Annotated in this window: 29 protein-coding genes; 14 read left to right on the top strand and 15 right to left on the bottom strand. The window is 62.4% G+C overall.

Annotated elements, in window-relative coordinates:
• Positions 1–44: 44 nt before the first annotated feature.
• Positions 45–926 (top strand): LysR family transcriptional regulator, encoded by an 882-nt coding sequence (locus tag ACIP02_RS06125; RefSeq protein WP_400614279.1) that lies wholly within the window; start codon positions 45–47, stop codon positions 924–926.
• A gap of 147 nt (positions 927–1,073) precedes the next feature.
• Here ACIP02_RS06125 and ACIP02_RS06120 read toward each other — a convergent pair whose 3' ends face one another.
• Entirely contained in the window at positions 1,074–1,529 is a 456-nt protein-coding gene (locus ACIP02_RS06120; RefSeq protein ID WP_400614276.1) for a flavodoxin, read from the bottom strand.
• A gap of 126 nt (positions 1,530–1,655) precedes the next feature.
• Here ACIP02_RS06120 and ACIP02_RS06115 point away from each other — a divergent pair, with 126 nt between their 5' ends.
• Both ACIP02_RS06115 and ACIP02_RS06110 read left to right on the top strand, forming a co-directional pair.
• Positions 1,656–2,084, top strand: coding sequence for a PAS domain S-box protein (locus tag ACIP02_RS06115; RefSeq protein WP_400614274.1), 429 nt, complete (start codon positions 1,656–1,658; stop codon positions 2,082–2,084).
• Positions 2,085–2,143: 59 nt separating this feature from the next.
• Positions 2,144–2,761: a hypothetical protein gene (locus tag ACIP02_RS06110; RefSeq protein WP_400614271.1), complete on the top strand. Its 618-nt coding sequence runs from the start codon at positions 2,144–2,146 to the stop codon at positions 2,759–2,761.
• On the opposite strand, the gene ACIP02_RS06105 is transcribed toward ACIP02_RS06110, so the two are convergent.
• Entirely contained in the window at positions 2,746–3,681 is a 936-nt protein-coding gene (locus ACIP02_RS06105; RefSeq protein WP_400614269.1) for a MerR family transcriptional regulator, read from the bottom strand. The genes ACIP02_RS06110 and ACIP02_RS06105 overlap by 16 nt on opposite strands.
• Before the next feature lie 218 nt (positions 3,682–3,899).
• Here ACIP02_RS06105 and ACIP02_RS06100 point away from each other — a divergent pair, with 218 nt between their 5' ends.
• The 4 genes from ACIP02_RS06100 to ACIP02_RS06085 are packed head-to-tail and all read left to right on the top strand — an operon-like array spanning position 3,900 to position 5,868.
• Positions 3,900–4,457: an antibiotic biosynthesis monooxygenase gene (locus ACIP02_RS06100; protein ID WP_400614267.1), complete on the top strand. Its 558-nt coding sequence runs from the start codon at positions 3,900–3,902 to the stop codon at positions 4,455–4,457.
• A gap of 33 nt (positions 4,458–4,490) precedes the next feature.
• Positions 4,491–5,228, top strand: a complete 738-nt coding sequence (gene folM / locus ACIP02_RS06095; RefSeq protein ID WP_400614264.1) for a dihydromonapterin reductase — start codon at positions 4,491–4,493, stop codon at positions 5,226–5,228.
• 9 nt (positions 5,229–5,237) lie between these two features.
• A complete protein-coding gene (locus ACIP02_RS06090; protein ID WP_146230333.1) occupies positions 5,238–5,534 on the top strand; it encodes a DUF1244 domain-containing protein in 297 nt (98 codons plus the stop codon).
• Positions 5,527–5,868, top strand: a complete 342-nt coding sequence (locus tag ACIP02_RS06085) for a HopJ type III effector protein (protein WP_400614262.1) — start codon at positions 5,527–5,529, stop codon at positions 5,866–5,868. Before ACIP02_RS06090 ends, ACIP02_RS06085 begins: the two co-directional genes overlap by 8 nt.
• A gap of 127 nt (positions 5,869–5,995) precedes the next feature.
• On the opposite strand, the gene ACIP02_RS06080 is transcribed toward ACIP02_RS06085, so the two are convergent.
• The 4 genes from ACIP02_RS06080 to ACIP02_RS06065 form a co-directional block, all read right to left on the bottom strand.
• Positions 5,996–6,904, bottom strand: coding sequence for an alpha/beta fold hydrolase (locus ACIP02_RS06080; protein WP_400614260.1), 909 nt, complete (start codon positions 6,902–6,904; stop codon positions 5,996–5,998).
• A 167-nt stretch (positions 6,905–7,071) separates the two neighbouring features.
• On the bottom strand, positions 7,072–8,283 hold the full coding sequence (fabV, locus tag ACIP02_RS06075; RefSeq protein WP_400614258.1) for an enoyl-ACP reductase FabV: 1,212 nt from the start codon (positions 8,281–8,283) through the stop codon (positions 7,072–7,074).
• A gap of 244 nt (positions 8,284–8,527) precedes the next feature.
• Positions 8,528–9,061, bottom strand: coding sequence for a cytochrome b/b6 domain-containing protein (locus ACIP02_RS06070; RefSeq protein ID WP_400614256.1), 534 nt, complete (start codon positions 9,059–9,061; stop codon positions 8,528–8,530).
• Positions 9,058–9,324 (bottom strand): PepSY domain-containing protein, encoded by a 267-nt coding sequence (locus tag ACIP02_RS06065; protein WP_400615035.1) that lies wholly within the window; start codon positions 9,322–9,324, stop codon positions 9,058–9,060. Before ACIP02_RS06065 ends, ACIP02_RS06070 begins: the two co-directional genes overlap by 4 nt.
• A gap of 175 nt (positions 9,325–9,499) precedes the next feature.
• Between ACIP02_RS06065 and ACIP02_RS06060 the strand changes: the two genes are divergently transcribed.
• A complete protein-coding gene (locus tag ACIP02_RS06060; protein ID WP_400614254.1) occupies positions 9,500–10,678 on the top strand; it encodes an acetyl-CoA C-acetyltransferase in 1,179 nt (392 codons plus the stop codon).
• Positions 10,679–10,813: 135 nt separating this feature from the next.
• Here the strand turns inward: ACIP02_RS06060 and ACIP02_RS06055 are convergent, their stop codons facing one another.
• Together ACIP02_RS06055 and ACIP02_RS06050 are read right to left on the bottom strand one after the other, a co-directional pair.
• Positions 10,814–11,533: an SDR family NAD(P)-dependent oxidoreductase gene (locus ACIP02_RS06055; protein WP_400614251.1), complete on the bottom strand. Its 720-nt coding sequence runs from the start codon at positions 11,531–11,533 to the stop codon at positions 10,814–10,816.
• Positions 11,534–11,710: 177 nt separating this feature from the next.
• Positions 11,711–12,535: a 5-methyltetrahydropteroyltriglutamate--homocysteine methyltransferase gene (locus tag ACIP02_RS06050; RefSeq protein ID WP_400614249.1), complete on the bottom strand. Its 825-nt coding sequence runs from the start codon at positions 12,533–12,535 to the stop codon at positions 11,711–11,713.
• 225 nt (positions 12,536–12,760) lie between these two features.
• On the opposite strand from ACIP02_RS06050, the gene ACIP02_RS06045 reads away from it, so the two are divergent.
• Positions 12,761–14,248 (top strand): methylenetetrahydrofolate reductase C-terminal domain-containing protein, encoded by a 1,488-nt coding sequence (locus ACIP02_RS06045; RefSeq protein ID WP_400614247.1) that lies wholly within the window; start codon positions 12,761–12,763, stop codon positions 14,246–14,248.
• Here ACIP02_RS06045 and yjiA read toward each other — a convergent pair.
• The 3 genes from yjiA to ACIP02_RS06030 form a co-directional block, all read right to left on the bottom strand.
• Positions 14,208–15,185, bottom strand: coding sequence for a GTPase (yjiA, locus tag ACIP02_RS06040; RefSeq protein ID WP_400614245.1), 978 nt, complete (start codon positions 15,183–15,185; stop codon positions 14,208–14,210). The genes ACIP02_RS06045 and yjiA overlap by 41 nt on opposite strands.
• 182 nt (positions 15,186–15,367) lie before the next feature.
• A complete protein-coding gene (locus tag ACIP02_RS06035) occupies positions 15,368–15,565 on the bottom strand; it encodes a YbdD/YjiX family protein (RefSeq protein ID WP_085626863.1) in 198 nt (65 codons plus the stop codon).
• A gap of 13 nt (positions 15,566–15,578) precedes the next feature.
• The gene (locus ACIP02_RS06030) at positions 15,579–17,645 is read right to left on the bottom strand and encodes a carbon starvation CstA family protein (RefSeq protein ID WP_400614243.1); all 2,067 of its coding nucleotides are present in this window, start codon (positions 17,643–17,645) and stop codon (positions 15,579–15,581) included.
• A gap of 164 nt (positions 17,646–17,809) precedes the next feature.
• Between ACIP02_RS06030 and ACIP02_RS06025 the strand changes: the two genes are divergently transcribed.
• Entirely contained in the window at positions 17,810–18,175 is a 366-nt protein-coding gene (locus tag ACIP02_RS06025) for a PilZ domain-containing protein (protein WP_400614240.1), read from the top strand.
• Positions 18,176–18,435: 260 nt separating this feature from the next.
• Complete coding sequence (locus ACIP02_RS06020) at positions 18,436–19,953, top strand: nucleobase:cation symporter-2 family protein (RefSeq protein ID WP_400614238.1); 1,518 nt, start codon at positions 18,436–18,438, stop codon at positions 19,951–19,953.
• A 139-nt stretch (positions 19,954–20,092) separates the two neighbouring features.
• On the opposite strand, the gene radA is transcribed toward ACIP02_RS06020, so the two are convergent.
• On the bottom strand, positions 20,093–21,463 hold the full coding sequence (radA, locus tag ACIP02_RS06015) for a DNA repair protein RadA (protein ID WP_019472669.1): 1,371 nt from the start codon (positions 21,461–21,463) through the stop codon (positions 20,093–20,095).
• Positions 21,464–21,639: 176 nt separating this feature from the next.
• Between radA and mscL the strand changes: the two genes are divergently transcribed.
• Positions 21,640–22,059: a large-conductance mechanosensitive channel protein MscL gene (gene mscL, locus ACIP02_RS06010; RefSeq protein ID WP_400614235.1), complete on the top strand. Its 420-nt coding sequence runs from the start codon at positions 21,640–21,642 to the stop codon at positions 22,057–22,059.
• Between the two features lie 97 nt (positions 22,060–22,156).
• Here mscL and ACIP02_RS06005 read toward each other — a convergent pair whose 3' ends face one another.
• Complete coding sequence (locus ACIP02_RS06005; RefSeq protein WP_400614233.1) at positions 22,157–22,933, bottom strand: ferredoxin--NADP reductase; 777 nt, start codon at positions 22,931–22,933, stop codon at positions 22,157–22,159.
• A 214-nt stretch (positions 22,934–23,147) separates the two neighbouring features.
• Between ACIP02_RS06005 and ACIP02_RS06000 the strand changes: the two genes are divergently transcribed.
• Positions 23,148–23,855, top strand: a complete 708-nt coding sequence (locus tag ACIP02_RS06000) for an autoinducer binding domain-containing protein (protein WP_400614231.1) — start codon at positions 23,148–23,150, stop codon at positions 23,853–23,855.
• A gap of 96 nt (positions 23,856–23,951) precedes the next feature.
• Entirely contained in the window at positions 23,952–25,076 is a 1,125-nt protein-coding gene (locus ACIP02_RS05995; protein WP_400614229.1) for a methyltransferase, read from the top strand.
• Between the two features lie 133 nt (positions 25,077–25,209).
• Here the strand turns inward: ACIP02_RS05995 and ACIP02_RS05990 are convergent, their stop codons facing one another.
• Together ACIP02_RS05990 and cydB are read right to left on the bottom strand one after the other, a co-directional pair.
• Entirely contained in the window at positions 25,210–25,365 is a 156-nt protein-coding gene (locus tag ACIP02_RS05990) for a DUF2474 domain-containing protein (RefSeq protein WP_400614227.1), read from the bottom strand.
• 8 nt (positions 25,366–25,373) lie between these two features.
• A complete protein-coding gene (gene cydB, locus ACIP02_RS05985) occupies positions 25,374–26,381 on the bottom strand; it encodes a cytochrome d ubiquinol oxidase subunit II (protein ID WP_400614225.1) in 1,008 nt (335 codons plus the stop codon).

Raw genomic sequence — 26,381 nt, 5'->3', positions numbered from 1 at the left:
AGCGAATTGTTAGACTTATCGCCATTCCATAATGGAATCGGCACATGGAATTCAAACAACTGCGCAGCTTCATCGAAGTGGTCCACCGCGGCGGGTTTACCCAAGCGGCTCAAACCCTGCACATCAGCCAGTCGGCCGTGAGCAAGCAGGTGGCCCAGCTGGAGCAAGATGTGGGCCAGCCGCTGCTCGAGCGCCAGGCCTCGCAACTGCACCTGACCGCTGCCGGGCGTATCGTGCTGGAACGTGGCGAAGCCCTGCTGCGCCAGCGCCAGGCGCTGCTCAACGAGCTGGACGACCTGAGCCAGATGGAACGCGGAGAACTGCGCCTGGGCTTGCCGATGCTGGGCAGCGACGCACTGTTCGCCGGCTTGTTCGCCGAATACCGGCGGCGCCACCCGAACATCGTCATCCAGTTGCTCGAAGGCGGCAGCCGTAGCGTCGAGCAGGCGGTCAGGAGTGGTGAACTGGAGTTGGGCGGCAGCCTTACGCCCAGTGACGAGGCGTTCGATTACCAGCCGTTCTGCGATGAACCACTGGACGCGCTGTTGCCAGCGGGCCATGCGTTGGCGGGCCTGGGCGGGGTAGACCTGGGGCAACTGGCTGCAACACCGTTTTTGCTGTATCAGCGCAGCTTCGTGCTCAATGACCGGTTGCTGAAGGCGTGCCAGCAGCAGGGCTTTACCCCGAAGGAAGGCGGGCGCAGCGGCCAGGCAGATTTCCTGGCGGCGCTGGTGGCGGCGGGCCAAGGCGTGGTGTTGCTGCCCCAGGTAGTGGCAAAGGCGCTCGAGCGCCCAGGGGTGGTGCGCTTGCCATTGCGCTCGCCGGCGGATCTGCGCTGGGATATCGCCTTTATCTGGCGGCGCGGGGCGTATCTGTCGCGGGCGGCACAGGCTTGGTTAGCTCTACTGCGCGAATATCACGGCTGACACGATCCTTGTAGGAGCGGCCTTGTGTCGCGAAAGGGCTGCAAGGCAGCCCCAGCAATATTTGCAGCATCGCCGAGATCCCGGGGCCGCTCTGCGGCCCGTTCGCGACACAAGGCCGCTCCTACATAGGAACGCGTCAGCTTCCGGTCAGGCCTTCAACGCTTGAACAAACTCAGCCAACCAAGGCTCGGCATCAGTCTCGGGGGTCACTGTCTCACTGGCATCCAGGCGCAGCATCGGTTGCACTTCGCGCACGCCCAGTTCGGCAAACAGCTCGCGCATCTGCTCACCGCCCCCGCAGTAGGTATCGCCATAGCTGGAATCGCCCAGCGCAATCACCGCGCCCGGCAGGCCACGCCAAGCCGCTGGCAGAATCTCGCGGATGCTGCTGTACAACGGCATGAGGTTGTCCGGCAGCTCACCCATGCCGGTGGTCGAGGTCACGGCCAGCAAGGCCTCAGGGGCAAAACCTTCAAGGTCCTGCAAGGTGGCACGTGCGGCATGCCAGGCCTCGAGGCCTGCAGCCTTGAGCAACGATTCAGCGTGACGGGCGACTTCTTCGGCGGTGCCATAGACCGATCCGAAAATAATGGCGACTTTCATCGGGTAAAGGATTCCGAAACTGAGTGAAAACGTAGGATACTAGCATTCAGCGCTGGCAAAAGGCCGCCTCTATCAAAGTCGCCACCTTCAGCCCTGCTTCGCCCCCTCTTGCCCAATGGCCCGAACATGATCAACGCGCAACTGCTGCAATCGATGGTCGATGCCTCGAATGACGGGATCGTGGTCGCCGAACAGGAAGGCGATGACACCATCCTCATCTACGTCAACGCCGCCTTCGAACGGCTCACCGGCTACAGCCGTGACGAAATCCTCTATCAGGATTGCCGCTTCCTGCAGGCCCACGACCGTGACCAGCTCGGCCGCGCGCGTATCCGCAAGGCGCTGACCGAAGGCCGCCCATGCCGTGAAGTGCTGCGCAACTATCGCAAGGATGGCAGCGCCTTCTGGAACGAGCTGTCGATCACCCCGGTGAAGAGCGATGCCGACCAGCGCACCTACTTCATCGGCATCCAGAAGGACGTTAGCCGCCAAGTCGAACTGGAACGGGAACTGGCCGAACTTCGCGTTCGTCCGAAAGCCGACGAACGCGCCTGAACCAAGCGCCCTCTGCACGGTCAATGACGTTGAAGAAACCGCCACCACCGAGTTCGATCATGCAAGCCGACGCGCTCCTGACTCAGGCCGAACTGGATTTCATCCAGAACATGCAGCATTCGCCGCAATTGAACCTGGCCGACTCCATGTCGAGCCTGCTGGTCAATGGTGACCGCCGCATTCAGAGCCTGCTCACTCGCCTGGTGGCCAACGAGCAGGTAACCCTGCAAGCCCAGTTCAACAACCAGCAGATCAGCTTCCCGCTGCAACTGGTGGAAGACGAGTTCCACGCCCTGCACTTGCAAGTGGGTTCACCGGAAATCTACGAAGATGGCCCCATGCTGCGCCCCTGGCGCCTGTCGATGGAGCAGCCGAGCGCACTGCTTGATGCTCATGACAAGCAAAGCGGCTTATGGGTACGCGAAATTTCGTTCAAAGGGTTACTGCTGGAAGTGCGTGACCTGCCAACGGCACCCGCCCGCTTCGAGCTGCGCTTTGCCCCAGGCGGCATCAGCCCGATCGAACTGCATGGCGTTCTGGGTCGGCGTATTGGCCCGGACCTGGCAGCCTATGACCTCAGCCAAAGCCCGGCCGAAGAGATAGAACGCCTGCGCGACTACATCCTTCAGGCCCATCGCCAAGCCCACCCCGAACTGCATACTCAGGTATCCAGCTGACCGGCCAGAAACTGCCGTAAACGCTGACGCATCACCGCCCCCTGCGCACCCAGGCATGCAACAGGGCTGCCTGCCAGGCTGTCCTGCGCCACTTCCGAGGCTTCACCCGCCAATAACAACGGGCAGTCCAGCACCGCCGCCAGGCGCGTCAGGTGCCGTGCCAGTTCTACCGTGAGCGGCTGATGGGAAAACAGCACCAGGGCGTCCGGTTTCAGGCGCTCGCAGACCAGCGCCAGTTCTTGCAGCGGTTGCCCGCAGGCCAATGGGGTCACGCCGGTTTCGTCGCTCCCCAGCACCAGGCCGGTGACCAGCAACTCAAGTTCATGACACTGCCCTGGCAATGGCGCCAACAGCACCGTGCGGCTGCGTGGTACATGAGCAAGCTGCAGACGGGCGAATACCCGGCCGCGCAGGAACCGGTCGAAGAACAACCATTCGCTGGCCTGCCCGTAGCCGCCCTGCCTGACAGCCATGTCGTGCCACACGGGCATGAACACCTCGGCGAACACCTGGTCCAGGGTGCTGGCGGCAAACACCTCCTCGAAAAGGTGGTCCAGCCCTATCAGGTCAAAACGTTGCACCGCCAGGCGAATCTGGTGCTGCCAGCGCACCCAACTGCCCGTCGCCCCGTCGGCCTGCCCGGCCAGGGCATGGCTGCGGGCCAGGATGCTGCCCACCTTGCTCACCGCCACACCGCGTTCCAGCCAGCCGAGGATACGGCGGATTTCATCGATATCGGCCTGGGAATACAGGCGGTGGCCGCTGTCGGTACGGATCGGCTGGATCAGCCCGTAACGGCGCTCCCACGCACGCAGGGTCACCGCGTTCACACCGGTCAGGCGGGATACTTCACGAATCGGAAACAGCTCCTGCTGCTCGAAGCTCGCGTCGATCACCGGATTACGTCCCTGTTCGTTCATCTGCAAGGAATACCCTGTGTGCGGAAGTTGAATACCTAGTCTACTACGTCACCACCGTTCGCAACGTATGACCGTTTGCCGGCAGACATTTGCCGAAGTTCGCAACTGCGCGATAATCCGCGCCCGATTCTTGCATGCACACCTGCGTTGCCCACCACCCCGGGCCACGCAGCCAGAGGGGCCAGCTACCCGCCAGCCCCGTTGTCAGGAGATACACGATGTCTACCCCCGTCACCCTGATGGTGTCGCGCCGCGCCGCCCATGGCCGCTACCAGGACCTGCTGGCCTGGCTGCACGAAGGCGAGCAGCTGGCCACCGACTTTCCCGGCTATCTTGGCTCGGGCATTCTCGCCCCGCCGCAGGATGGCGACGAATTCCAGATCATCTTCCGTTTCAGCGACGAGCCGACCCTGCACGCCTGGGAGCATTCCGCCTCGCGCCGGGCGTGGCTGCAACGCGGCAACGGCCTGTTCGAACGCCCCAAAGAGGCGCGCGTCAGCGGCATCGATGACTGGTTTGGCACCAATATGGTGCAAAAACCGCCACGTTGGAAGCAGGCCGTGGCCATCTGGCTGGCTTTCTTCCCGGTCTCGCTGGTGTTCAACGTGGTGTTCGGCCACTGGCTGGCAGCACTCGACCTGGTACCAAGGGTACTGCTCAGCACCCTGGCCCTGACACCGTTGATGGTTTACCTGTTCATCCCGCTGTCCACCCGCCTGCTGGCCGGTTGGCTGCATGCCTCCCCGGCCACCGCCGGCGCCTTGCGCAGCCGCTGAGGCCAGGCCATACATCAGCGAAACAGTTCGGGTATGCTGGGCGGCAACCAAAGGACAGACAAGTTGACCGCCCCGAACATGAACAGCCCCATTCTCGTCACCGGAGCCAGCCAGCGCGTCGGGCTGGCCCTGGCCCTTGAACTGGCACAGGCCGGCCATACGGTGGTCAGTGCCAGCCGCAGCATTCAGCCACAGGCGGCCCACCCGAACATCGTGCAGTTCCAGGCCGACCTGTGCCTAGCGGCCGACCGCCAGGCGCTGATCGACCACCTGCACCAGCATTACGACGGCCTGCGTGCGATCATCCACAACGCTTCGCTGTGGCTCGACGACGGCCTGGACAACCTCGAGACCATGTTCCGCCTGCACGTCGAAGCGCCCTACCACCTCAACCTGGCCTTGGGCGAACTGCTGGCCAAGGTGGAAAAGGCCGACATCATCCACATCTGCGACGAAACGTCCTCGCGCGGCAGCAAGAGCCACATCGGCTACGCCGCCACCAAGGCCGCGCTGCAGAACATGGTGCTGTCATTCGCCGAAAAATATGCGCCCACGGTGCACGTGAACGGTATCCTGCCCGGGCTGCTGATCCTCAAGGAAGGGGGTGACGAAGCCTACCGCCAGCAAACCCTGAAAAAGGCCCTGCTGGAGTTCGAACCCGGCGCCGGCCCACTGATCGAAACGGTCAAATACCTGCTGGCCAGCCAGTACAGCACCGGCAGTCAGGTGGTCATCAACGGTGGCCGCCACCTGAAGAACCGCATGACTTGAGAGAAGCCCATGACGCCACAACAACAGCTTGAACTTGAGGCCGCCGCATTCCGGCGCCTGGTCGACCACCTGCAAAAGCGTACCGACGTACAGAACATCGACCTGATGAACCTGTCCGGTTTCTGCCGCAACTGCCTGTCCAAGTGGTACAAGGCTGCGGCTGACGAGCGTCAGCTCGACCTGAGCCTGGACGACGCCCGCGAAGCGGTGTACGGCATGCCTTACGCAGAGTGGAAAGCCCAATACCAGAAAGAAGCCAGCGCCGAACAACAAGCGGCGTTCGAAAAAGGAAAACCCCGTGACTGATCTGAATTCCCTGCGCGCCAGCCTGGCCGGCGGCCAACACGTGTTTGCCGACACCCTGGCGTTCATTGCCGAGCATTACAACTACCAGCCGCAGGCTTTCAACAATGGTGGCGTGGAGAACGCTGCCGGGCAGAACGAAGGTTCGTGCAAGACCCTGGGCCTGGCCGTGCTGGAAGGGCTGAGCGATCAGGAAGCGCTGATGGCGTTTGGTGAGCATTACCGTGATGTAGTGGCCACGCCTGAGGGCAGTGACCATGGCAATATCCGCGCGCTGATCAAGCATGGGCTGGCCGGTGTGAAGTTCGCCGCGCAGCCGCTGTCGCGCAAGGCTTGAGATTGCCGGGGCTGCTTTGCAGCCCATCGCGACGCAAGGCCGCTCCTACACGGGAGCGCGGTCTCCTGTAGGAGCGGCCTTGCGTCGCGATGGGCCGCAAAGCGGCCCCAAAGTATCGACTTCGGCATCAATCGATCAGGGTTCCCGGCATTCCCTCTACCAATGCCCCCCGCTGCAACCACTGCAACGCCACCGGCCACAAACTCTCGCGAAACCGATCATGGAAAAACGCGAAATGGCCAATTTCCCCAACCGAGATATCCACAGGCGCAATGCGCAGGTGCCGTCGCTCGGCCCCCTGTAGATAACCCAGCAAGCGCTCGGTCGCCTCGACCGTGCCAAACGGGTCATCGGTCAGGCTGATGGCCAACGTCGCCGCCCGCACCTGGGCGAACGGTAACGCTGCCAATGCCCGCCCGCTGGGCCGCTGCTCATAGCGCGGTGTACGGGTGGTCCAGTCATGCACCACGCCGGATGGCGTGTCCTCCAGCCAACCCAGGCGCTTGCCGGGGAAGTAGCCGAATACCCGTGTCAGCAGTGGCATTACCACATGCCATTTGCCAAACAGCTGCCAGCGCTGATCGGCCGCGTAGTCGCGCCAGTAGGCGAACTGCGCACCCACCATTACCACCCGGCGTACCTGGCCTGCCGACGGAGCCAGGCCTACCGCACAACCGCCGAAGCTGTGCCCCACAACATCTACCGGTTGGCCGGGAAAGTGTTCGGCCGCATGTGCCAGCATGGCTTCGAAGTCCAGCCGGCCCCAGTCACTCCAGGTGGCCTGAAAGCTGCGCAGGGAAGCCGGGCGGGATTCGCCGATGCCACGGTAGTCGTAGGTCAGCACATCGCAGCCCTGGGCGAACAGGTAATCGGCAAAGCGGGAGTAATAGCGGCAGCGTACCGAAGTGGCTGCGTTAATGATCACCAGCGGGCGCTGGGGGGCAGGCTGGCCGTGGCGCCAGATGAAGCCACCCAGGCTGTAGCCGTCGGCTGCGGGGTGGCGAAAGGCAGTGGCGGGTTGGGTGAGGCTGCTCATGGCACATTCCCGGTTGTTGTGCGCCAAAGCTAGCAAAGTTTTTGTGGCCTGTACCGGCCTCTTCGCGGGTAAACCCGCTCCCACAGGTACAGCACCATCCTCAAATTTGGTGCTGTACCTGTGGGAGCGGGTTTACCCGCGAAGAGACCAATACAGGCTAAAGCCGATTACAGCTCGACGCAGTCGAACTTCACATCAGTCGCCACGTCTTCGTCATAGTTGACGTCAGCACGCTCGAAGCCGAACAGGTTGAGGAACTGCTTCTTGTAACCGGCGTAGTCGGTCAGCTCGAACAGGTTCTCGGTGGTCACCTGTGGCCACATGGCCTTGCACGCGTCCTGCACGTCGTCGCGCAGTTCCCAGTCGTCCAGGCGCAGGCGGGCTTTTTCGTCCACTTCGGCCGGGGCGCCATCGGCACGGTACAGGCGGTCGCGGAACATGCGGTCCAGCTGGTCCTGGGTGCCTTCGTGCACACCCTTTTCCTGCATGATCTTGAACACCATCGACAGGTACAGCGGCATCACCGGAATGGCCGAGCTGGCCTGGGTAACCACCGACTTGAGCACCGCCACGTTGGCGCCACCCTTCACTTCAGCGGCCAGCTTCTGGTCCAGGCGCAGGGCGGTTTCGTCCAGGTCCTGCTTGGCCTGGCCCAGCGCACCGTGCCAGTAGATCGGCCAGGTAATTTCAGTGCCGATATAGCTGAAGGCCACGGTACGGGCGCCTTCGGCCAGTACGTCGGCACCGGCCAGGGCGTCGATCCACAGCTGCCAGTCCTGGCCACCCATGACGGTGACGGTGTCGGCGATTTCCTGCTCGGTGGCCGGCTCGATGCTGGCCTCGATGATGGTGTCCTTGTTGGTGTCGATGGCGGTCGACTTGTAAGGCTGGCCGATCGGCTTGAGTGCCGAGCGGATCACTTCACCGGTTTGTGGCAACTTGCGCACAGGCGAAGCCAACGAGTAGATGACCAGGTCGACCTTGCCACCCATCTCGTTCTTGATCAGCTCGATGACCTTGGCGCGGGCTTCGTCGGAGAAGGCGTCACCGTTGATCGACTTGCTGTACAGGCCCTCGGCCTTGGCGAACTTGTCGAAAGCAGCAGCGTTGTACCAGCCAGCGGTACCGGGCTTGGTCTCGGTGCCTGGTTTTTCAAAGAACACGCCCAGGGTGTCGGCCTTGAAGCCGAACGCTGCGGTAATGCGGGCTGCCAGGCCGTAGCCGCTGGAAGCACCGATGACCAGGACCTTCTTCGGGCCATCCTCGCGCACGCCCAGCTTGCGGGTGGCTTCGATCTGGTCACGGACGTTGAGCTCGCAGCCCTTCGGGTGAGTCGTGGTGCAGATGAAACCGCGAACCTTAGGATGAATGATGGCCAATGTCTGTACCTCGTCAGGTTTATGCCGGGGAAGCGCCACTTGGGGCGATTCCGATTGATCAGAGGGTGAGACTACCCCCGCAGGTTATCCGACACATATTACGGGGTGATCATGGGGATGCAAAACGGTGGTTAGCTTGTTCCGGCCTCTTCGCGGGTGAACCCGCTCCCACAGGGACCGCACACATCTTGAGAGCTGTGATGTACCTGTGGGAGCGGGTTTACCCGCGAAGAGGCCGGTACAGTCAGTCGCGGTGCCGCCTACGCCCGGTGATCATCGACCACGGCAGGTTTTCGCGCAGGCGCACACTCTCTACGATGGCGCCCAGCACATGCACGCACACCAGCGCCAGCAGCGCGTTGGCCAGCCAGCTGTGCACATCCATCGGCCAGTCGGCTCCCCACAGTGCATCCACCTCCTGCGAAGCCCAGCCGGTCAAGCCAAGGCCGGTGATGCCGATCAGCATCAGTAGCATCACCACAGCGCCAATCGGCGAATGCCTGAGGCCATGAACATACTCTCCGCGCAGCAGCTCCCGGGCATGCCCGGCCACGCCCCGCGGGGTAGGCCAGAAATCGGCCCAGCTTGCGCTACGTGGCCCGACAAAGCCCCAGACCACACGCAACACCACACAAGCGAGCGCGTAGTAGCCCAGCCACTGATGCCAGTCATCCCCCTCCTCATTGAAAAAGTAATTGGCGAAGAACACGACGGCGATGGACAGGTGGATCAACCGCAGGAGCGGGTCCCACAGCTGCACCGTGCCGTCGCTGTTCACTTGTGGTACTCGGTCTTGACTGCCTTGCCGGTCACAGGGTCATGGTAGATCTCGACTTTCTTGCCATCCTTGTCGAAACCATAGATCTCGTAGCAGTTGCCCTTGGTGACCTTGAACTTGTTGATTTTGTAGCCTTGCTCCTTGAGCTGTTCCTGGAACTTGCCCTGGTCCTGCCAGGTGCTCTTGTCTGCGGTGGTGCATTCGGTAGCGGCGAATGCAGTGCTGCTGCCGATCAAGAGGGTAAGGGCCATGAAGATGCGCATGAGCATGTGCTCCATTCAGTTGAGTGATACAGCGCGTCATTCAGCTTAGATCGGGTGCGTGCTTTACGCCCATTCATTTGTTTTCCACATCAATCAAGAAGAAAAACAAACTTAACAAATAAGCCAAAGCAACCGATGCTGGGTGCATTACGCCCATCGCACGGAGAACAACAATATGAACGACGTGGTCATCGTCGCCGCAACCCGTACCGCCATCGGCAGCTTCCAGGGCGCCCTGGCCACTGTGCCTGCGGTCGACCTCGGCGCCGCCGTGATCAAGCGCCTGCTAGAGCAGACCGGGCTGGACCCGGCGCAGGTCGACGAAGTCATCCTCGGCCAGGTGCTCACCGCCGGTGCCGGGCAGAACCCCGCCCGCCAGGCCGCGATCAAGGCCGGCCTGCCCTTCAGCGTACCGGCGCTGACCCTGAACAAGGTGTGCGGCTCGGGCCTCAAGGCCCTGCACCTGGCCGCACAGGCCATCCGCTGCGGTGACGCCGAGGTGGTCATTGCCGGCGGCCAGGAGAACATGAGCCTGGCCCCCTACGTGATGCCTTCGGCCCGTACCGGCCAACGCATGGGCCATGGCCAGCTGATCGACAGCATGATTACCGATGGCCTGTGGGATGCCTTCAACGACTACCACATGGGCATCACTGCCGAGAACCTGGTGGACCAGTACGGCCTCAGCCGCGAACAGCAGGACGCCTTTGCCGCCGAATCGCAGCGCAAGGCCGTGACGGCGATCGAAGCCGGCCGCTTCGACGCGGAAATCACCCCGATCGAGCTGCCGCAGAAAAAGGGCGAGCCGAAGGTGTTCGCCCGTGACGAGCAGCCGCGCCCGGACACCACCGCTGAATCGTTGGGCAAGCTGCGCCCGGCGTTCAAGAAGGACGGTAGCGTCACCGCTGGCAACGCCTCCAGCCTGAACGACGGTGCGGCCGCCGTGCTGCTGATGAGCGCCAACAAGGCTAAGGCCCTGGGCCTGCCGGTGCTGGCGAAGATCGCCGCTTATGCCAGTGCCGGGGTAGACCCGGCGATCATGGGTATTGGCCCGGTTTCGGCAACCCAGCGTTGCCTGGACAAGGCCGGCTGGCAATTGAATGATCTGGACCTGATCGAAGCCAATGAAGCCTTTGCCGCACAGGCACTGGCGGTGGGCAAGGCGCTGGAGTGGGATGCTGCGCGGGTCAATGTGAACGGTGGGGCGATTGCCTTGGGGCACCCGATTGGCGCGTCCGGATGCCGGGTGCTGGTGACCTTGTTGCACGAGATGATCAAGCGTGATGCCAAGAAAGGGCTTGCTACCCTGTGCATTGGGGGTGGGCAAGGCGTGGCGCTGGCCATTGAGCGTTGATCGGCGATTGAGTTGAGCAGGCCCGGCCTCTTCGCGGGTAAACCCGCTCCTACAAGTACGGCGCAAACGTTGAATGTGCGCGGTCCCTGTAGGAGCGGGTTCACCCGCGAAAAGGCCGGGCCTGCTTATAAACCTTTAGAACCGCTCATCAGCAATAGCCGGCAAGGTCAGCTCACGCACATAGCTCGCCGCCGACAGTTCCAGCAAGCTACGCACCATCAGCACCACATCATGCAGCGGTATCAGCCCCCCTTCCCCACGCGCCGCCGCCTCGGCCAGCGGCACATCGAGACTGTCCTCGGTATTCAAATACCCCAGATTCAGGCAAGTCACCCCCAGACCCTGTTCTCGATAGCCTTCACGCAACGCCTCGGCAATGCCGCGCAGGGCGAACTTGGATGCGGCGAAGGTCACTTCCGGGCGCCCACTCTGCGGCAGGCCCGAGGTAGAGCCGGTAAGAATGATGCGTGGTTTCTCGCTTTTCAGCAGCAGCGGCAGCAGGCGCTTGATCAGCAGGATGGTCGCGGTGATGTTGCAGTCGACCATGCGCTGCAATTCCACATCGCGGTCTTCGAGAAAGCTGTAGTGCGCTTCGAAGGCGTCGGCCTCCCACAGGCCGAGGTTGTAGATCAGCGTATCCACGCCACCTTCGCCAAGCGCTTGGGCAATGGCCTCGACGGCAGCAGCCGGCTGGCCGAGATCGGCCTCGACCCACTGGGCGTGGATATCCTCGCTGATGTTCACGGCCGCTGGTTTGGCGCGTGACACGCCGATCAATGTATCGTCGGGTTTGCCCAGCCCTTCCATGAATGCCTTGCCTAAGCCCTTGCTGGCGCCGACTACCAGAATGCGCATCGCATCACTTCCCTGTGGATTTCATTGGAATCGGCATTCTAGGGGTTTTGTATGGGCTGTGCGGGCCTATTCGCGGGTGAACCCGCTCCTACAAGGACCGCGCAAATTTCACTGTTTGCGCTGTACCTGTGTAGGAGCGGGTTCACCCGCGAATGGGCCGGTACAGGCAACAGATGATCAGGCAGCGACGCGGTACTGCTCCAGCGAAGCGGCCAGCGTAGCCACTTCGCGGCACTTCTGCACAGCCACTTCCACCGAGCTATGCGCCAACGAACAGGCCGGTGCGAGCCACAGCCGGTCACCCAGACGCTCATGGGCCTCCTGCAGCAGCCCCAGGGCTTTGTCCAGGTCGCAAGGCGCGGCGTCGCCGCCATCAACCAGGCCCAGCGACAGTACCTTGTAGGCCGGCAGGCGGTCGAGGATGGCCTGGTACTGCTCAGGCGCCTGTACCAGATCGATATGCAGGCCATCGACCGGCAGGTTGGCGGCCAGGCCGAGGTTGCCATCGAGGCCACCGGAGTAGGTGGCGATCAGCTTCTTCAGCGGCGCACGCTGAAGGATGTTGTAGACGCGTTCGTAGGCGTTTTTCCAATCCTGCGGCAACGCCTGGGCAAGGATCGGTTCGTCGATTTGCACCCACTCAACGCCCAAGGCGGCCAAGCGGTTAAGAACTTGGTCATACAGGGGCAACAGGCGGTCGAGCAGTTCCAGCTTGTCGAAGTCGACGTTCCGGGCCTGTCCCTGCCACAGGTAGGTCAATGGGCCGACCACCACCGGCTTGACGGGATGGCCCAACGCTTTGGCTTGCTCGACTTCTTCGAACAGGGGTTCCCAGTTGAGTACAAACGGCTGGTCATCGGTGCTCAGGGCGTAGTCATGCTGGGCGAAGTCGCCGACTGGCAGCAGTTCGACTCCGGCGTCCTTCTGCACTTGCCAGTGGCGTGCCCGCAGTTCGCGGTCCCCGCCAATGTGTGGAAAGCCCAGGTTATGTGCCAGTGCCATGTCTTGTCCCTTCAGCATGCTCAAATTGATGAAGGGATTTTCCGGCGGATGGGTGTATTGAGACAAACTCATAAAATTTGAGATGAACCCAAGAAATTCTCATGTTCATGGTTTTGCATGGGCTGACCCATGTCTCATTCAGAGCACCACCCTGCGCATCCGGACATGACCTCGCCCGCCTTCTGCCGCACAATGCCACCCTGACTACACCAGGTGCCCGGCCTCATGAGCCTGTTGAAAACCGCGCTGCGTGAACAGAACTTTGTCTGTGTGATGGAGTTCGTCCCCAAAGCCTCCGCAGAACGCTTCGCTGCCATGCAGGCGATCATGGACCGTGCGCACCTGTGCGGCTGGCCAATGACCGTGGCCATCGGCGACCGCGTTGGCAGCCCGTTGGACATGTCGCCGCTGGACGCCCTTGCCTCGTTCAGCAGCCCGGTACCCGCCCTGCCCCACTTCTCCGGCAAGGACCGAGAACGCCACCACCTGCTTGCCCAATTGCAACGCATGGACGCCGCCGGCCTCGACCAGCTGTTGCTGCTGACCGGTGACCGCTTGCCCGGGCATGAACCTGGCCAGCGTCCGGTGCGCTACCTGGAGTCGGTGGCCGCGCTGCAGATTGCCCGGCAGGCCTGCCCGCACTGGTTGCTGGGCGCGGCGCTGAACCCGTTCAAGTACCACGAGGAAGAAGGCGGCGCGCAGTACTTCAAGGCCGAGAAAAAGCTGGCAGCTGGGGCCGACTTCCTTACCCTGCAACTGGGTTTCGATGCCGCCAAGCACCAGGAAGCCATGCACTGGATGCGTCGCCAGGCCACGCCAAAACCTATGCTGGCCTGCCTGATGAGCCTTACCCACGGCCGTGCAGCAATGCTCGACCACGTGGCCGGCGTTACCGTCACACCGTCCATGCGTGACATGCTCGAAGCAGAAACGGCGCAGTCCAAGGCCTTTGCCCAGGCACGCAGCGTTGACCGCCTGGCCTTGCAGATCGTGGGTACCAAACTGATGGGCTACGCCGGCGTGCACCTGTCGGGGGTTCACGAGCTTAAGCAGTTGCTTGCCCTGGAAGCGCGGTTGGAGCACTGGCAAGCGCAGGTTCACACGCTGGAACAATGGGCGCCTGCCTGGCAGGCCAGCTGGCAAATGCCCGGACTGCCGGCAGTGACGTTCCATCCGCCCCAGGCGGGCTGGCGCCAGGGCGAGTCACGGGTCGATGCCTCGTTCAAGGAAAAAGCCCGCTATCACCTGATGCATGGCATGCATTCGCTGCTATTCAGCCGCCGCAACAGCCTGAGCAAGGCGTTTGGCTGGGCGGTGCGCCAACCCCTGTGGGCAACCCCCGTTGGTGTACACGTGCTGCACAGCCTGGAACGCACTGTGAAGCGCCCGCTGGTGGGTTGCGATACCTGCGGCCGCTGCCGCCTGGAAGACACCTTGTACATCTGCCCGGAAACCTGCCCCAAGGGCCTGGCCAACGGCCCCTGCGGCGGTACTGCGCTGAACCGCTGCGAGTTCGGCGACCGCGAGTGCATCCACAGCATCAAGTACCGCACCGCCAAGGCCGTGGGGCAAACTGCCGTGCTGACCGAACGGCTGATTCCGTGCATCGAGGTAGAAACGCGCCACCGCAGCTCATGGCCGCAGTGGTTCGCCCCGCAAGCCCCACACCGGCTCAGTCCGCAGCCAGCGCCTCGAACCCAGCCCGAATCGTAGCCTCGGGCAGGTCATCGGCAATAAACACCATCACGCTTTCGCGGGTTTCACCTTCGGCCCACTCGGCGTCCCAGTCAAAGCCATACAGCTTGAGCACGCCTTGGAACACCAGTTTGCGCTCCTCGCCGGCAATGTTCAGTACGCCCTTGTAGCGCAGCAATTGCTTGCCGTGGGTTTCCAGCAGCTCGTTCATGAAGCCGCTGAGGCGGTCGATATCCAGCGCGGTTTCCGTGCGCAGCACCATCGTGCCGATGCGGTCTGGTGTGGCGGGTTTGAGTACCGGGCGCAGCGAGGGTTTCAAGTGTGCGCCCAGGTCGGGGTTGAGGTTGAAACCGCGCACATCCAGTAGCGCTGCCAGGTCGATGCGACCGTGCTCAACGACACGGATCGCCGCCCGGCCATTGATGCGGGCCAGGCGTTCGCGCAAGGCTTCGACCGCGGCCGGCTCGACCAGGTCGGTCTTGCTCAGCAGCAGGCGATCGGCAAAGCCGACCTGGGCCTGGGCGATGGTCTGAGTCAGGTGCAAGTCGGCATGCATGGCATCGACCAGGGTGATGATGCCGTCGAGGAGATAGCGCTCGCGCAGTTCCTCGTCGATGAAGAAGGTTTGCGCCACCGGCGCCGGGTCGGCCAGGCCGGTGCATTCGATCACCAGGCGGTCGAAGGCGATTTCACCGGCATCCAGGCGCTCGAGCAACAGGTACAAGGCGCGGGTCAGGTCGCCGTGGATGCTGCAGCACACGCAGCCATTGGCCAGGGTCATCACCTGCACCGGCTGGTCGCCCAGCAGCTGGCTGTCGATGCCGGCTTCGCTGAATTCGTTTTCGATCACAGCCAGCTTCAGGCCGTGCTCGGCCTTGAGCATGTGCTTGAGCAAGGTGGTCTTACCGGCGCCGAGGAAGCCGGTGAGGATGGTTACGGGAATGGGCGTCTGCACGCAGAACATCTCCTGTGCAGTGGGATTCTGGAGGGTAGGCGCAATCCTTGTAGGAGCGGCCTTGTGTCGCGATGGGCCGCAGAGCGGCCCCAGATTTTCAGCTTCGCAACAGATTTTGCCGGGGCCGCTGCGCGGCCCATCGCGACACAAGGCCGCTCCTACAGGATCGCGCTAGCCCCGGTTTAGCAGCACTTCGGCCCGGACTTGCCGCCGTAACGCGCTTCCTGACGTTCGCGGAAGAACTGCTCGTACGTCATGACCGGCTTGTCCGGGTGTGTCTTCTGCATGTGCTCGACATAGTTGTCGTAGTCGGGCATGCCGACCATCAGGCGGGCTGCCTGCCCCAGGTATTTACCCAGTCGACCCAGGTCGTTGAACATGGCTGCAGTCCTCTCAAGCGTCAGGCAGGGCCTGGAACGGGGTTTCCTTGTCGCTGCGCTCCTTGCGGCCGAGGGCGGCGTAGCCGACCTTGAGGGCAAAGAACAGCACGCTGAACACCACCAGCAGGAACAGGATGGTCAGGCCGGCGTTGGTGTAGGCGTTGAAGATCACGTGCTGCATCTGCCCGATGTCCTTGGCCGGGGCCAATACCTGGCCGGCGTCCAGTGCGGTGCTGTACTTCTTGGCCAGTGCCAGGAAACCAACCGCCGGGTTCGGGTCGAACAGCTTGATCAGGCCTGCCGCGGTGGTGCAGATCAGCAGCCAGGTAGCGGGCAGCAGGGTGACCCAGATGTAGCGCTCGCGCTTCATCTTGATCAGCACCACGGTGCCGAGCATCAGGGCAATACCGGCCAGCATCTGGTTGGAGATACCGAACAGCGGCCACAGGGTGTTGATGCCACCCAGCGGGTCGATCACACCCTGGTACAGCAGGTAACCCCACAGCGCCACGCAACCGCCGGTGGCGAGCAGGTTGGCCCCCCACGACTCGGTGCGTTTCAGGGCTGGCACGAAGCTGCCCAGCAGGTCCTGCAGCATGAAGCGCCCGGCACGGGTACCGGCATCTACTGCGGTAAGAATGAACAGCGCCTCGAACAGGATCGCGAAGTGGTACCAGAAGGCCATGGTGTTTTCACCCGGCAGTACATGGTGCAGGATCTGCGCGATACCGACTGCCAGGGTCGGTGCCCCCCCGGCGCGGGCCAGGATGGTGTGCTCGCCGATGTCGCGGGCGACCGCCTCCAGTTGCTCCGGTGTGATCAGGAAGCCCCAGCTGCTGACCGTCTGCGCCACCGATGCAACGTCGGCGCCAACCACGGCGGCCGGGCTGTTCATGGCGAAGTACACGCCTGGCTCAATCACCGACGCAGCCACCATGGCCATGATGGCGACGAACGACTCCATCAGCATGCCGCCGTAGCCGATGTAGCGGGCGTTGGTTTCGTTATCCAGCAGCTTGGGCGTGGTGCCCGAGGAAATCAGCGCGTGGAAGCCCGACACCGCACCACAGGCAATGGTGATGAACAGGAACGGGAACAGGGTGCCCTTCCACACCGGGCCGGTGCCGTCGGTGAACTGGGTCAGCGCTGGCATCTTCAACTCGGGCATGGTGATCAGGATGCCGATGGCCAGGGCGATGATGGTGCCGATCTTGAGGAAGGTCGACAGGTAGTCGCGCGGCGCCAGTACCAGCCACACCGGCAACACGGCCGCGACAAAGCCATAGCCCACCAGCATCCAGGTAATCTGTACCCCAGTGAAGGTAAACGCCGGGCCCCAAACCGGATCAGCCGCAATCTGGCCCCCCAGCCAGATCGAACCCAGCAACAGCACCACGCCGATGATCGAGATTTCACCGATGTGGCCCGGGCGGATGTAGCGCATGTAGATGCCCATGAACATCGCGATCGGGATGGTCGCCATCACCGTGAACATGCCCCATGGGCTTTCAGCCAGGGCCTTGACCACGATCAGCGCCAGCACGGCGAGGATGATGATCATGATCAGGAAGCAGCCGAACAAGGCAATGGTGCCCGGAATGCGGCCCATCTCCTCGCGCACCATGTCGCCCAGCGAGCGGCCATTGCGGCGGGTAGACAGGAACAGGACCATGAAGTCCTGCACCGCACCGGCCAGCACCACGCCGGCGATCAGCCACAGCGTGCCGGGCAGGTAGCCCATTTGCGCGGCGAGAACCGGACCCACCAGTGGACCTGCACCGGCGATGGCGGCGAAGTGGTGACCGAAAAGAATGTGTTTGTTGGTTGGGACGTAGTCCAGGCCGTCGTTGTTGAGCACCGCCGGTGTGGCACGGCGCGGGTCGAGTTGCATCACCTTGGTGGCGATGAACAGGCTGTAGTAGCGATAGGCAACCAGGTAGATGGCCACTGACGCGACCACGATCCACAAGGCGTTGATTGCCTCGCCGCGACGCAGGGCTACCACACCCAGCGCGCAGGCCCCTATGACTGCCAGCGCCAGCCACGGAATGTGGCGTAGCAGGCTATTATTGTTGTTCATGGTTAGCTTCCAGCTGGTGGATTGGAAAGACCGCCCACCGAGTCTAGGGCCAGTCATCGCGCATTGCCACACTTGCTTTGGTCTAGAGCCTCTGCGGCCAGATTGCGGTACCTGATGCACATATCCTTCTAACTATAGTCAGGATGTCACCCGAGGGCCTGCCCATGAGCAATCACGACGAACGCCGCCGCTTCCAGCGTATCGATTTCGATGCCCCCACCGAGCTGCGTCAGGGCGACCGCCGCTGGCCGGTAAAACTGTTGGATGTATCGCTCAAGGGCATGCTGGTCAAATGCCCCGAACCCTGGGACGCCGACCTGACCCAGGACTTCGATGCGGTCATCCACCTGAACCCTGATGTGCGGGTACAGATGCAGGTGGAACTGCGCCATGAGGAGCCCACCCGCCTGGGCTTCATCTGCCTGTATATCGACGTCGACTCGATGACCCACTTGCACCGTCTTGTGGAATTAAACCTCGCCGATGGCACCGAAATGATGCGCGAGCTGCGCGAACTCATCGAAGAATAGAATCTGTTAGTCGGCTAACAGCCTTCCCACCTTCTGTTTCTTGTCTACCCAGACAGCTTTAAGCCTGGGCAGCAGCACTTTGTACACACCCCTCTAATACAGCTTCTGATGAGTTGGTACGCCTTCTGCATTGGGTTTACGCGCACCCTGCAGCCGCACCTGTGCGCGCTTCGATCAAAATATTGTATACAATTTTTGTGGCAATCATTTGTAGGAAGTGTCTACAGTAGCGACACAACAATAAACAGAGAGCCTGCTCCATGACTACGTCCCCTAGCACGTCTCCCGCCAAGCGCCCCGAGGATGAAAACCTCGGGCTTGGTGCCAACCTGGCCTATGGTCTGCAGCATGTGCTGACCATGTATGGTGGGATCGTGGCGGTACCCCTGATCCTGGGGCAGGCCGCTGGCCTGAACGGTGCCGAGATCGGCATGCTGATTGCTGCCTCGCTGTTTGCCGGTGGCCTGGCCACCTTGCTGCAAACCCTTGGCTTGCCGTTCTTCGGCTGCCAATTGCCGCTGGTGCAGGGCGTGTCGTTCGCCGGTGTGGCGACCATGGGCGCAATCCTCAGCAGTGAGGGCGGCGGTGGCTTGCCGGGCGTGCTTGGCGCGGTCATGGCAGCATCGCTGATCGGTTTCCTGATCACCCCGGTGTTCTCGCGCATCACCAAGTTCTTCCCGCCGCTGGTGACCGGCATCGTCATCACCACCATTGGCCTGACCCTGATGCCGGTCGCCGCGCGCTGGGTGATGGGCGGCAACAGCGCTTCGCCCGAGTTCGGCAGCGTGGCCAACATCGGCCTGGCCGGGTTGACCTTCGCCATCGTGCTGCTGCTGAGCAAGCTGGGTAACGCGACCATCTCGCGCCTGTCGATCCTGCTGGCCATGGTGGTCGGCACGCTGATCGCCTGGGCACTGGGCATGACCGACTTCAGCAAGGTCAGCGAAGGCCCGATGTTCGCCTTCCCCACGCCGTTCCACTTCGGCATGCCGGAATTCCACATCGCCGCGATCCTGTCGATGTGCATCGTGATCATGGTAACCCTGGTGGAAACCTCGGCCGACATCCTCGCCGTGGGTGAAATCATCGAGACCAAGGTAGACTCCAAGCGCCTGGGTAACGGCCTGCGCGCCGACATGGCATCGAGCATCCTGGCGCCGATCTTTGGTTCGTTCACCCAGAGCGCATTCGCCCAGAACGTCGGCCTGGTGGCCGTGACCGGGGTCAAGAGCCGCTACGTAGTGGCCACCGGTGGCGTGATCCTGGTGGTGCTCGGCCTGCTGCCGGTAATGGGCCGGGTTATCGCCGCGGTGCCTACCCCGGTGCTCGGCGGCGCCGGTATCGTGCTGTTCGGCACCGTGGCTGCCAGTGGTATCCGAACCCTGTCCAAGGTCAGCTACAAGAACAACGTCAACCTGATCATCGTTGCCGCCTCGCTGGGCTTCGGCATGATCCCGATCGCCGCGCCGACCTTCTACCACAACTTCCCGAACTGGTTTGAGACCATCTTCCACTCGGGCATCAGCTCGGCGGCGATAATGGCCATCCTGCTGAACCTGATCTTCAACCACTTCACCACCGGCAACTCGGAAAACCAGTCGGTGTTCGCCGCAGCCTACGAGCGCACTATCCAGTACTCGGACATTTCCGCGCTGCGTGATGGTGACTACTTCAAGGATGGCAAGCTGTTCGATGCCGAGGGTAATGAAGTGCCGCTGCTGGAACTGGACGAGCATGGCAATGAAACGGTCAGGCGCACGCCGGTGGCCGAGCATTGACCGCTGACTGAGCGGTGAGGTGGAGGGGCCTGTGGGAGCGGGCTTGCCCCGCGAACACCGGCGTAGCCGGTGCCAAAGGACAGTGTCGCCCTATTCGCGGGACAAGCCCGCTCCCACAGAGGCCGGTACAGGCTATACATTACTCAAACAACGCATCCAGAGCCTGCTCCAACCGGGTCACAGCAATCACCTGCAACCCCGCCGGCGACTCTTTCGGCGCATTGCCCTTGGGCACGATCGCCCGCTTGAACCCATGCTTGGCCGCTTCCTTCAACCGCTCCTGCCCGCTTGGCACCGGCCGCACCTCGCCCGACAGGCCAATCTCGCCAAACACCAGCAGGCCATGGGCCAAGGGCCGGTTGCGCAAGCTGGACATCACCGCCGCCAGCAGCGCCAGGTCGGAAGCGGTTTCCAGCACCTTGACCCCGCCAACCACGTTGAGGAACACGTCCTGGTCATGGGTCGGGATACCACCATGACGGTGCAGCACCGCCAGCAGCATGGCCAGGCGGTTCTGGTCCAGGCCCAGGGTGACCCGGCGCGGGTTGGCCAGGTGGCTGTCGTCGACCAGTGCCTGAACTTCGACCAGCATCGGTCGGGTACCTTCCCAGGTGGCCATTACCACACTACCGGGTACTTCCTCCTGGGTACGGTTGAGGAAGATCGCCGACGGGTTGGACACTTCTTTCAGGCCGCGGTCGGTCATGCCGAACACGCCCAGTTCGTTGACCGCGCCAAAGCGGTTCTTCACCGCCCGCAACAAACGCAGGCGGCCATCGGACTCGCCCTCGAAATACAGCACGGTATCAACCATGTGTTCCAGCACCCGTGGGCCGGCCAGCGAACCTTCCTTGGTCACGTGGCCGACCAGGAAGATCGCTGTACCGCTCTGCTTGGCGTAGCGCACCAGCAACGCCGTGCTTTCGCGTACCTGGGCCACGCCGCCGGGGGCCGACTGCAGTTGCTCGGTGAAAATGGTCTGGATCGAGTCGATCACCATCACCCGCGGTTTCTCTACACGCGCGGTGGCAATGATGGTCTCGATGCAGGTTTCGGTCATCACCTTGAGCTGGTCCTGGGGCAGGCCCAGGCGCCGCGAACGCATGGCCACCTGCTGCTGCGATTCCTCACCGGTGACATACAGCGCCGGCATGCCCACGGCGATGTTGCACAAGGTCTGCAGCAGGATGGTCGACTTGCCGATGCCGGGGTCGCCACCGATCAGCACCACCGAACCATCCACAAGGCCGCCACCCAACACGCGGTCCAGCTCGGTGCTGCTGGTGGTGAAGCGCGGGATTTCCTCGACGCTGACTTCGGCCAGGGTCTTGATCTGCGCCTGCTGCCCGGTCCAGCCGGCACGGCCACTGCTGGGCGCCGCGGCGCCGCCGCTTTCGATCATGGTTTCGACCAGGGTGTTCCAGGCCCCGCATTCGCCGCACTGTCCGGCCCATTTGGGGAAGGTCGCGCCGCACTCGGTGCAGCCATACAAGCGCTTGGCTTTGGCCATGGGAGGGGTCTCCTGGAAAAAACCGCCATGATAGCCGAGCAAGACGTGTCTCGAACGCTTCCGCGTGCGACAAAACTATTCGTTCTAACTGCAGTCTGTAGCCCTGAACACAACGCATGAAGCGTTCTAGTGGCTTACACTGCGTTAACCTTACCTTTTGTTACAAGGATCTAAACATGGGCATGCTCAATGAGTTCAAGGCCTTCGCGGTCAAAGGCAATGTCGTCGACATGGCGGTTGGTATCATCATCGGCGCGGCCTTCGGCAAGATCGTCTCGTCCTTCGTCGGCGACGTGATCATGCCGCCACTGGGCCTGCTGATCGGTGGCGTGGACTTCAGTGACCTGGCCATTACCCTGAAGGCTGCCGAGGGTGACGTGCCTGCGGTAGTGCTGGCGTACGGCAAGTTCATCCAGACGGTGATCGACTTCGTGATCGTGGCGTTTGCCATTTTCATGGGCGTAAAGGCGATCAACCGCCTGAAGCGTGAAGAGGCCGTGGCGCCTTCTGCGCCGCCAGTGCCTTCGGCTGAAGAGACCTTGCTGACCGAGATTCGCGATTTGCTCAAGACGCAGAACCAGAATCGGTTGCCTTGAGGCTCTAAGCTGCAAGCTGCAAGCTGCAAGAAAAAGCAGGTAGGTGAACTGGGGCTGCCTTTTCTTGAAGCTTGCAGCTTGAGGCTTGCAGCTCGCCTTACCAGTAGTTTTCCACAGCCACCTGCCCCGGCCGCTTGCTCAGGCTCAATTGCAGATCGCGCGCCTTCAGTACCTTGCGCGTCTCGTCGATCATTTCCGGGTTGCCACACAACATCACCCGCGAATGCTCCGGCGACAGCTCCAGCCCCGCCGCCTTCTCCAGCTCGCCATTCTCGATCAACGTGGTAATGCGCTGGTTCAACGCCCCTGGGTGCTGCTCGCGGGTCACCACCGGAATGAACTGCAGCTTGCCGGCAAACTCGGCCAGGTAGTCACGCTGCTCCAGCCCGGCGATTTCATCCACATAGGCCAGCTCCTTCGCTTCGCGCACTGAATACACCAGCTTGATGCTGTCGAACCGCTCCCAGGCCTCGAAGTCCTGCAGGATCGACATAAATGGCGCAATGCCGGTGCCAGTAGCCAGCAGCCACAGGTCGCGACCACCCACAAAGCGGTCCAGGGTCAGGAAGCCGAAGGCCTGGCGGTCGATCAGCAGGGTATCACCCGCCCCTAGCCGGCTCAGTTCACTGGTGAATTCACCGCCCGGCACCACGATGGAGAAGAATTCGAGGTGCTCGTCATGCGGCGCGCTGACCATGGAATAGGCGCGCCACACCACGCTGCCATCGGCCTTGGTCACACCCAGGCGGGCGAACTGGCCGGAACGGAAGCGAAACCCCGCATCGCGCGTAACCCGCAGGCTGAAGAGGTTCGGCGTCAGTGGCTGAACATCGAGCAGGGTCTGGCGAGTGAATTTTTCGGCGCTAGCGGTCATATCGGGCTCCAAGGTTTGCATGCGCACAGTGTCGCCTAAAGTGGCCGGGATAAAAACCACCGCTTTGTAGGGCCTCACCAAGGGCGATCATGCCGAAGTTGCAGAAAAACCTGATCGCTATAACAAAAAAATCCCAACGTCATGGTAGGACTTTTCCTACAATCACCCGGGTACTCAAACGGATTGGATTCTGCGTCCCCGAGGAGCGTTACAGATGCAGCACTGGAAACCCGAACATCTCCAAGCCTTCGTCAGTGAACGCAGCCCACGGAGGCTGTTCGACATCGCGGTGCACCTGGCACAGGACCTGGGCATGGATTACCTCGGGCTGAACATTCGCATCCAGATCGCCACGCAGACGCCCAGGGTCTTCCTCTACAGCAACTACCCGGACGAGTGGATCGAGCGCTACCAGCGTGACGAGTTCTACAAGCAGGACGCCGCCGCCAACGTCAGTCACAGTTCGACCATGCCGGTGCTGTGGACCGACGAGCTGTACCGTGATGCTCCGCATTTTCGTGAAGCCGCCTGCCAGCACGGCCTGCGTCACGGCTGGACGCAATCTTTGCACGACTTGCAGCACAACGAGAGCCAGGTCAGTGTGGCCAGGCCCAACGGCAACATCGCCATCCACGAACTCTACGACAAGGCCGGCAGTGTCCAATGGCTGTGCCACACCCTGCACGCGGTGCTGGGCGAGCACCACCTGAACGCGCTGTGCCCGCCGCCGCCGAAAATGAGCGAGCGGGAACTGGAAGTGCTGAGATGGTCGGCCGCTGGCAAAACAGCCAACGACGTGGCCTGCATCCTGTCACTGTCGCAAAGCACGGTAAACTTTCATATCCGCAGCGTCATCACCAAGACCAACGCTGCCAACAAGGCCGGCGCCATCGCCATCGCAGCCCTGCGCGGCTGGATCTGACCTTCAAGCCTGCGACCTCGGCCAAAGCCCTGTAGAATCGCCCGGCAAAGCCCGGGGCGAACCGCAACGGGCAGTTTCATACCCGAGCCAGACGCCATGCCCCTGTTGACCACCCCCTACGCCGAACTCGACCTGATCCGCCAGCCGGAGCAGGCCTACGACCCGTTGCAGGCTTTCGATGCCGCCGACGAGTACCTGCTTGCGCAGTTGCACGAACAGGCACCTGACGCCAGCTGCCGGGTACTGGTGCTCAATGACAGCTTCGGCGCCCTGGCTGCCAGCCTGGCCGGCCAGCTGCAAGTGGTCAGCAGCGGCGACTCGCACCTGGCGCACCTGGCCCTGGAAAAGAACCTGGTGCGCAATGGCCTGCCGTTCGACAGCGTGCCATTCGTGCCGGCCAGCGAACACTGGCAAGGCCCGTTCGACCGGGTGCTGGTGCGCGTGCCCAAGACCCTGGCCTTGCTCGAAGAGCAGCTGATCCGCCTACAGAGCCAGTTGGCGCCCGGTGCACAGGTGATCGCCGGGGCAATGATCAAGCACCTGCCACGGGCCGCTGGCGAGCTGATGGAGAAATACATCGGCCCGGTGCAGGCTTCGCTGGCACAGAAAAAGGCCCGCTTGCTGACTGCGACGGTAGCCGAACGGCCCGTCGCCCGCTCGCCGTACCCCAGCCGGTATCGCCTCGATGCGCCAGCGCTGGAACTGGTCAACCACGCCAACGTGTTCTGCCGCGAGGGCCTGGACATCGGCACCCGGGCGTTCCTCCCGCACCTGCCCCGCGACCTCGGCCGTGCGCGGGTGGCGGACCTGGGTTGCGGCAACGGCGTGCTGGCGATAGCCAGCGCCCTGGCCAACCCGGATGCCGAGTACACCTTGATTGACGAGTCGTACATGGCGGTGCAATCGGCACGGGAAAACTGGCAGGCTGCGCTGGGCGAGCGAGCGGCGACCTTCGAGGCAGCCGACGGCCTGGCCGGAGTTGAAAAGCAATCGCTGGATGTGGTGCTGTGCAACCCGCCGTTCCACCAGCAGCAAGTGGTGGGCGATTTTCTCGCCTGGCGCATGTTCCAGCAGGCGCGCGAAGCGCTGGTGGTGGGTGGGGCGCTGTATATCGTGGGGAACCGCCACCTGGGCTACCACAGCAAGCTGGCGCGGTTGTTCCGTGGGGTTGAGCAGGTGGCAGCTACGTCCAAGTTTGTAATCCTGAAAGCTCGCAAATAGGCCATTGGGGCTGCTTTGCAGCCCATCGCGACACAAGGCCGCTCCTACAGGGAAATGCGACAGTCCGAGTGATCGCGATCCCCTGTAGGAGCGGCCTTGTGTCGCAATGGGGCGCAAAGCGCCCCCGCTTTTCTTAATGGGTAGTCAGGCCAGCAGCCCCCATGAACAGGCGCATCACCCAGGCTGCTACCCCCAGCGCCGCTACACTCATCGCCCAGATCAGCACCAGCCAACCCAGCCGCTGCCACAGCGGTTTCTTTTCTTCAAGACCCTGCTTGCCCGTCATCATTCGGCCTCCTAGTGATAGCCCTGGTCGTGAGTCACCTTGCCGCGGAACACGTAGTAGCTCCAGAACGTGTAGCCAAGGATGAAGGGCAGGATGAACAAGGTACCCACGAGCATGAAGCCTTGGCTTTGGGGTGGCGCCGCAGCCTCCCAGATCGAAATCGACGGCGGAATGATATTGGGCCACAAGCTGATGCCAAGACCGCTGTAACCCAGGAAAATCAGCACCAACGTCAGCAGGAACGGTGTGTAGTGAGCGTTGCGCGCCACCGCCTTGAACAGCCCGTAGAACGTCACCAGCACCAGCAGCGGCACCGGCATGAACCAGATCAGGTTAGGCATGCTGAACCAGCGGTCGGCGATTTGTGGATAAGCCACAGGTGTCCACAAGCTGACGATACCGATCACAGCGAGCAACACCAAGGCCAGCGGCCGCCCGAGCTTGTGCATCTGTTCCTGCAGCGGGCCCTCGGTCTTCATGATCAACCAGGTGCAGCCCAGCAGCGCATACGCCACGATCAGCCCCAGGCCGCTGAAAATGCTGAACGGCGTCAACCAGTCCAGCGAACCGCCGGCGTAGTGCCGGTCGACGACCTTGAAGCCTTCGATGAACGCCCCCAATGCCACACCCTGGAAGAACGTGGCCACCAGCGAACCCCAGATGAACGCCTTGTCCCAAAGGTGACGACGGTGGGCGCTGGCCTTGAAGCGGAACTCGAAGGCTACCCCGCGGAAGATCAAGCCAATCAGCATCAGGATCAGCGGCAGGTACAGCGCTTCGAGTACCACCGCGTAGGCCATCGGGAACGCCCCAAACAGGCCAGCCCCCCCCAGCACCAGCCAGGTTTCGTTACCGTCCCATACGGGCGCCACCGTGTTCATCATCACGTCCCGGTCACGCTCGCCCTTGACGAAGGGGAAGAGCATGCCGATGCCGAGGTCAAAGCCATCCATCACCACATACATCATGACGCCGAAAATGATGATCACGGCCCAGATCAACGGAAGGTCGATACCCAT

The organism is Pseudomonas sp. NPDC089408 (assembly GCF_044749445.1).
In the GTDB taxonomy this organism is placed as follows: Bacteria; Pseudomonadota; Gammaproteobacteria; order Pseudomonadales; family Pseudomonadaceae; genus Aquipseudomonas.
The sequence above is the reverse complement of the archived record's forward strand: the minus strand, read 5'-3'. Positions and strand labels throughout refer to the sequence as shown.

What these genes read in the sequence shown, in the direction of transcription:
- ACIP02_RS06025 (WP_400614240.1), top strand. Translation starts at nt 17,810, where the DNA reads ATGAGCAATCACGACGAACGCCGCCGCTTCCAGCGTATCGATTTCGAT.
- ACIP02_RS06055 (WP_400614251.1), bottom strand. Translation starts at nt 11,533, where the DNA reads ATGCGCATTCTGGTAGTCGGCGCCAGCAAGGGCTTAGGCAAGGCATTC.
- cydB (WP_400614225.1), bottom strand. Translation starts at nt 26,381, where the DNA reads ATGGGTATCGACCTTCCGTTGATCTGGGCCGTGATCATCATTTTCGGC.
- ACIP02_RS06030 (WP_400614243.1), bottom strand. Translation starts at nt 17,645, where the DNA reads ATGAACAACAATAATAGCCTGCTACGCCACATTCCGTGGCTGGCGCTG.
- ACIP02_RS06045 (WP_400614247.1), top strand. Translation starts at nt 12,761, where the DNA reads ATGAGCCTGTTGAAAACCGCGCTGCGTGAACAGAACTTTGTCTGTGTG.
- radA (WP_019472669.1), bottom strand. Translation starts at nt 21,463, where the DNA reads ATGGCCAAAGCCAAGCGCTTGTATGGCTGCACCGAGTGCGGCGCGACC.
- mscL (WP_400614235.1), top strand. Translation starts at nt 21,640, where the DNA reads ATGGGCATGCTCAATGAGTTCAAGGCCTTCGCGGTCAAAGGCAATGTC.
- ACIP02_RS06110 (WP_400614271.1), top strand. Translation starts at nt 2,144, where the DNA reads ATGCAAGCCGACGCGCTCCTGACTCAGGCCGAACTGGATTTCATCCAG.
- ACIP02_RS06000 (WP_400614231.1), top strand. Translation starts at nt 23,148, where the DNA reads ATGCAGCACTGGAAACCCGAACATCTCCAAGCCTTCGTCAGTGAACGC.
- ACIP02_RS06005 (WP_400614233.1), bottom strand. Translation starts at nt 22,933, where the DNA reads ATGACCGCTAGCGCCGAAAAATTCACTCGCCAGACCCTGCTCGATGTT.
- ACIP02_RS06100 (WP_400614267.1), top strand. Translation starts at nt 3,900, where the DNA reads ATGTCTACCCCCGTCACCCTGATGGTGTCGCGCCGCGCCGCCCATGGC.
- ACIP02_RS06120 (WP_400614276.1), bottom strand. Translation starts at nt 1,529, where the DNA reads ATGAAAGTCGCCATTATTTTCGGATCGGTCTATGGCACCGCCGAAGAA.
- folM (WP_400614264.1), top strand. Translation starts at nt 4,491, where the DNA reads ATGCTGGGCGGCAACCAAAGGACAGACAAGTTGACCGCCCCGAACATG.
- ACIP02_RS06050 (WP_400614249.1), bottom strand. Translation starts at nt 12,535, where the DNA reads ATGGCACTGGCACATAACCTGGGCTTTCCACACATTGGCGGGGACCGC.
- ACIP02_RS06090 (WP_146230333.1), top strand. Translation starts at nt 5,238, where the DNA reads ATGACGCCACAACAACAGCTTGAACTTGAGGCCGCCGCATTCCGGCGC.
- ACIP02_RS05995 (WP_400614229.1), top strand. Translation starts at nt 23,952, where the DNA reads ATGCCCCTGTTGACCACCCCCTACGCCGAACTCGACCTGATCCGCCAG.
- ACIP02_RS06060 (WP_400614254.1), top strand. Translation starts at nt 9,500, where the DNA reads ATGAACGACGTGGTCATCGTCGCCGCAACCCGTACCGCCATCGGCAGC.
- ACIP02_RS06105 (WP_400614269.1), bottom strand. Translation starts at nt 3,681, where the DNA reads ATGAACGAACAGGGACGTAATCCGGTGATCGACGCGAGCTTCGAGCAG.
- ACIP02_RS06115 (WP_400614274.1), top strand. Translation starts at nt 1,656, where the DNA reads ATGATCAACGCGCAACTGCTGCAATCGATGGTCGATGCCTCGAATGAC.
- ACIP02_RS06125 (WP_400614279.1), top strand. Translation starts at nt 45, where the DNA reads ATGGAATTCAAACAACTGCGCAGCTTCATCGAAGTGGTCCACCGCGGC.
- ACIP02_RS06035 (WP_085626863.1), bottom strand. Translation starts at nt 15,565, where the DNA reads ATGTTCAACGACCTGGGTCGACTGGGTAAATACCTGGGGCAGGCAGCC.
- ACIP02_RS06065 (WP_400615035.1), bottom strand. Translation starts at nt 9,324, where the DNA reads ATGCGCATCTTCATGGCCCTTACCCTCTTGATCGGCAGCAGCACTGCA.
- ACIP02_RS05990 (WP_400614227.1), bottom strand. Translation starts at nt 25,365, where the DNA reads ATGATGACGGGCAAGCAGGGTCTTGAAGAAAAGAAACCGCTGTGGCAG.
- ACIP02_RS06080 (WP_400614260.1), bottom strand. Translation starts at nt 6,904, where the DNA reads ATGAGCAGCCTCACCCAACCCGCCACTGCCTTTCGCCACCCCGCAGCC.
- ACIP02_RS06020 (WP_400614238.1), top strand. Translation starts at nt 18,436, where the DNA reads ATGACTACGTCCCCTAGCACGTCTCCCGCCAAGCGCCCCGAGGATGAA.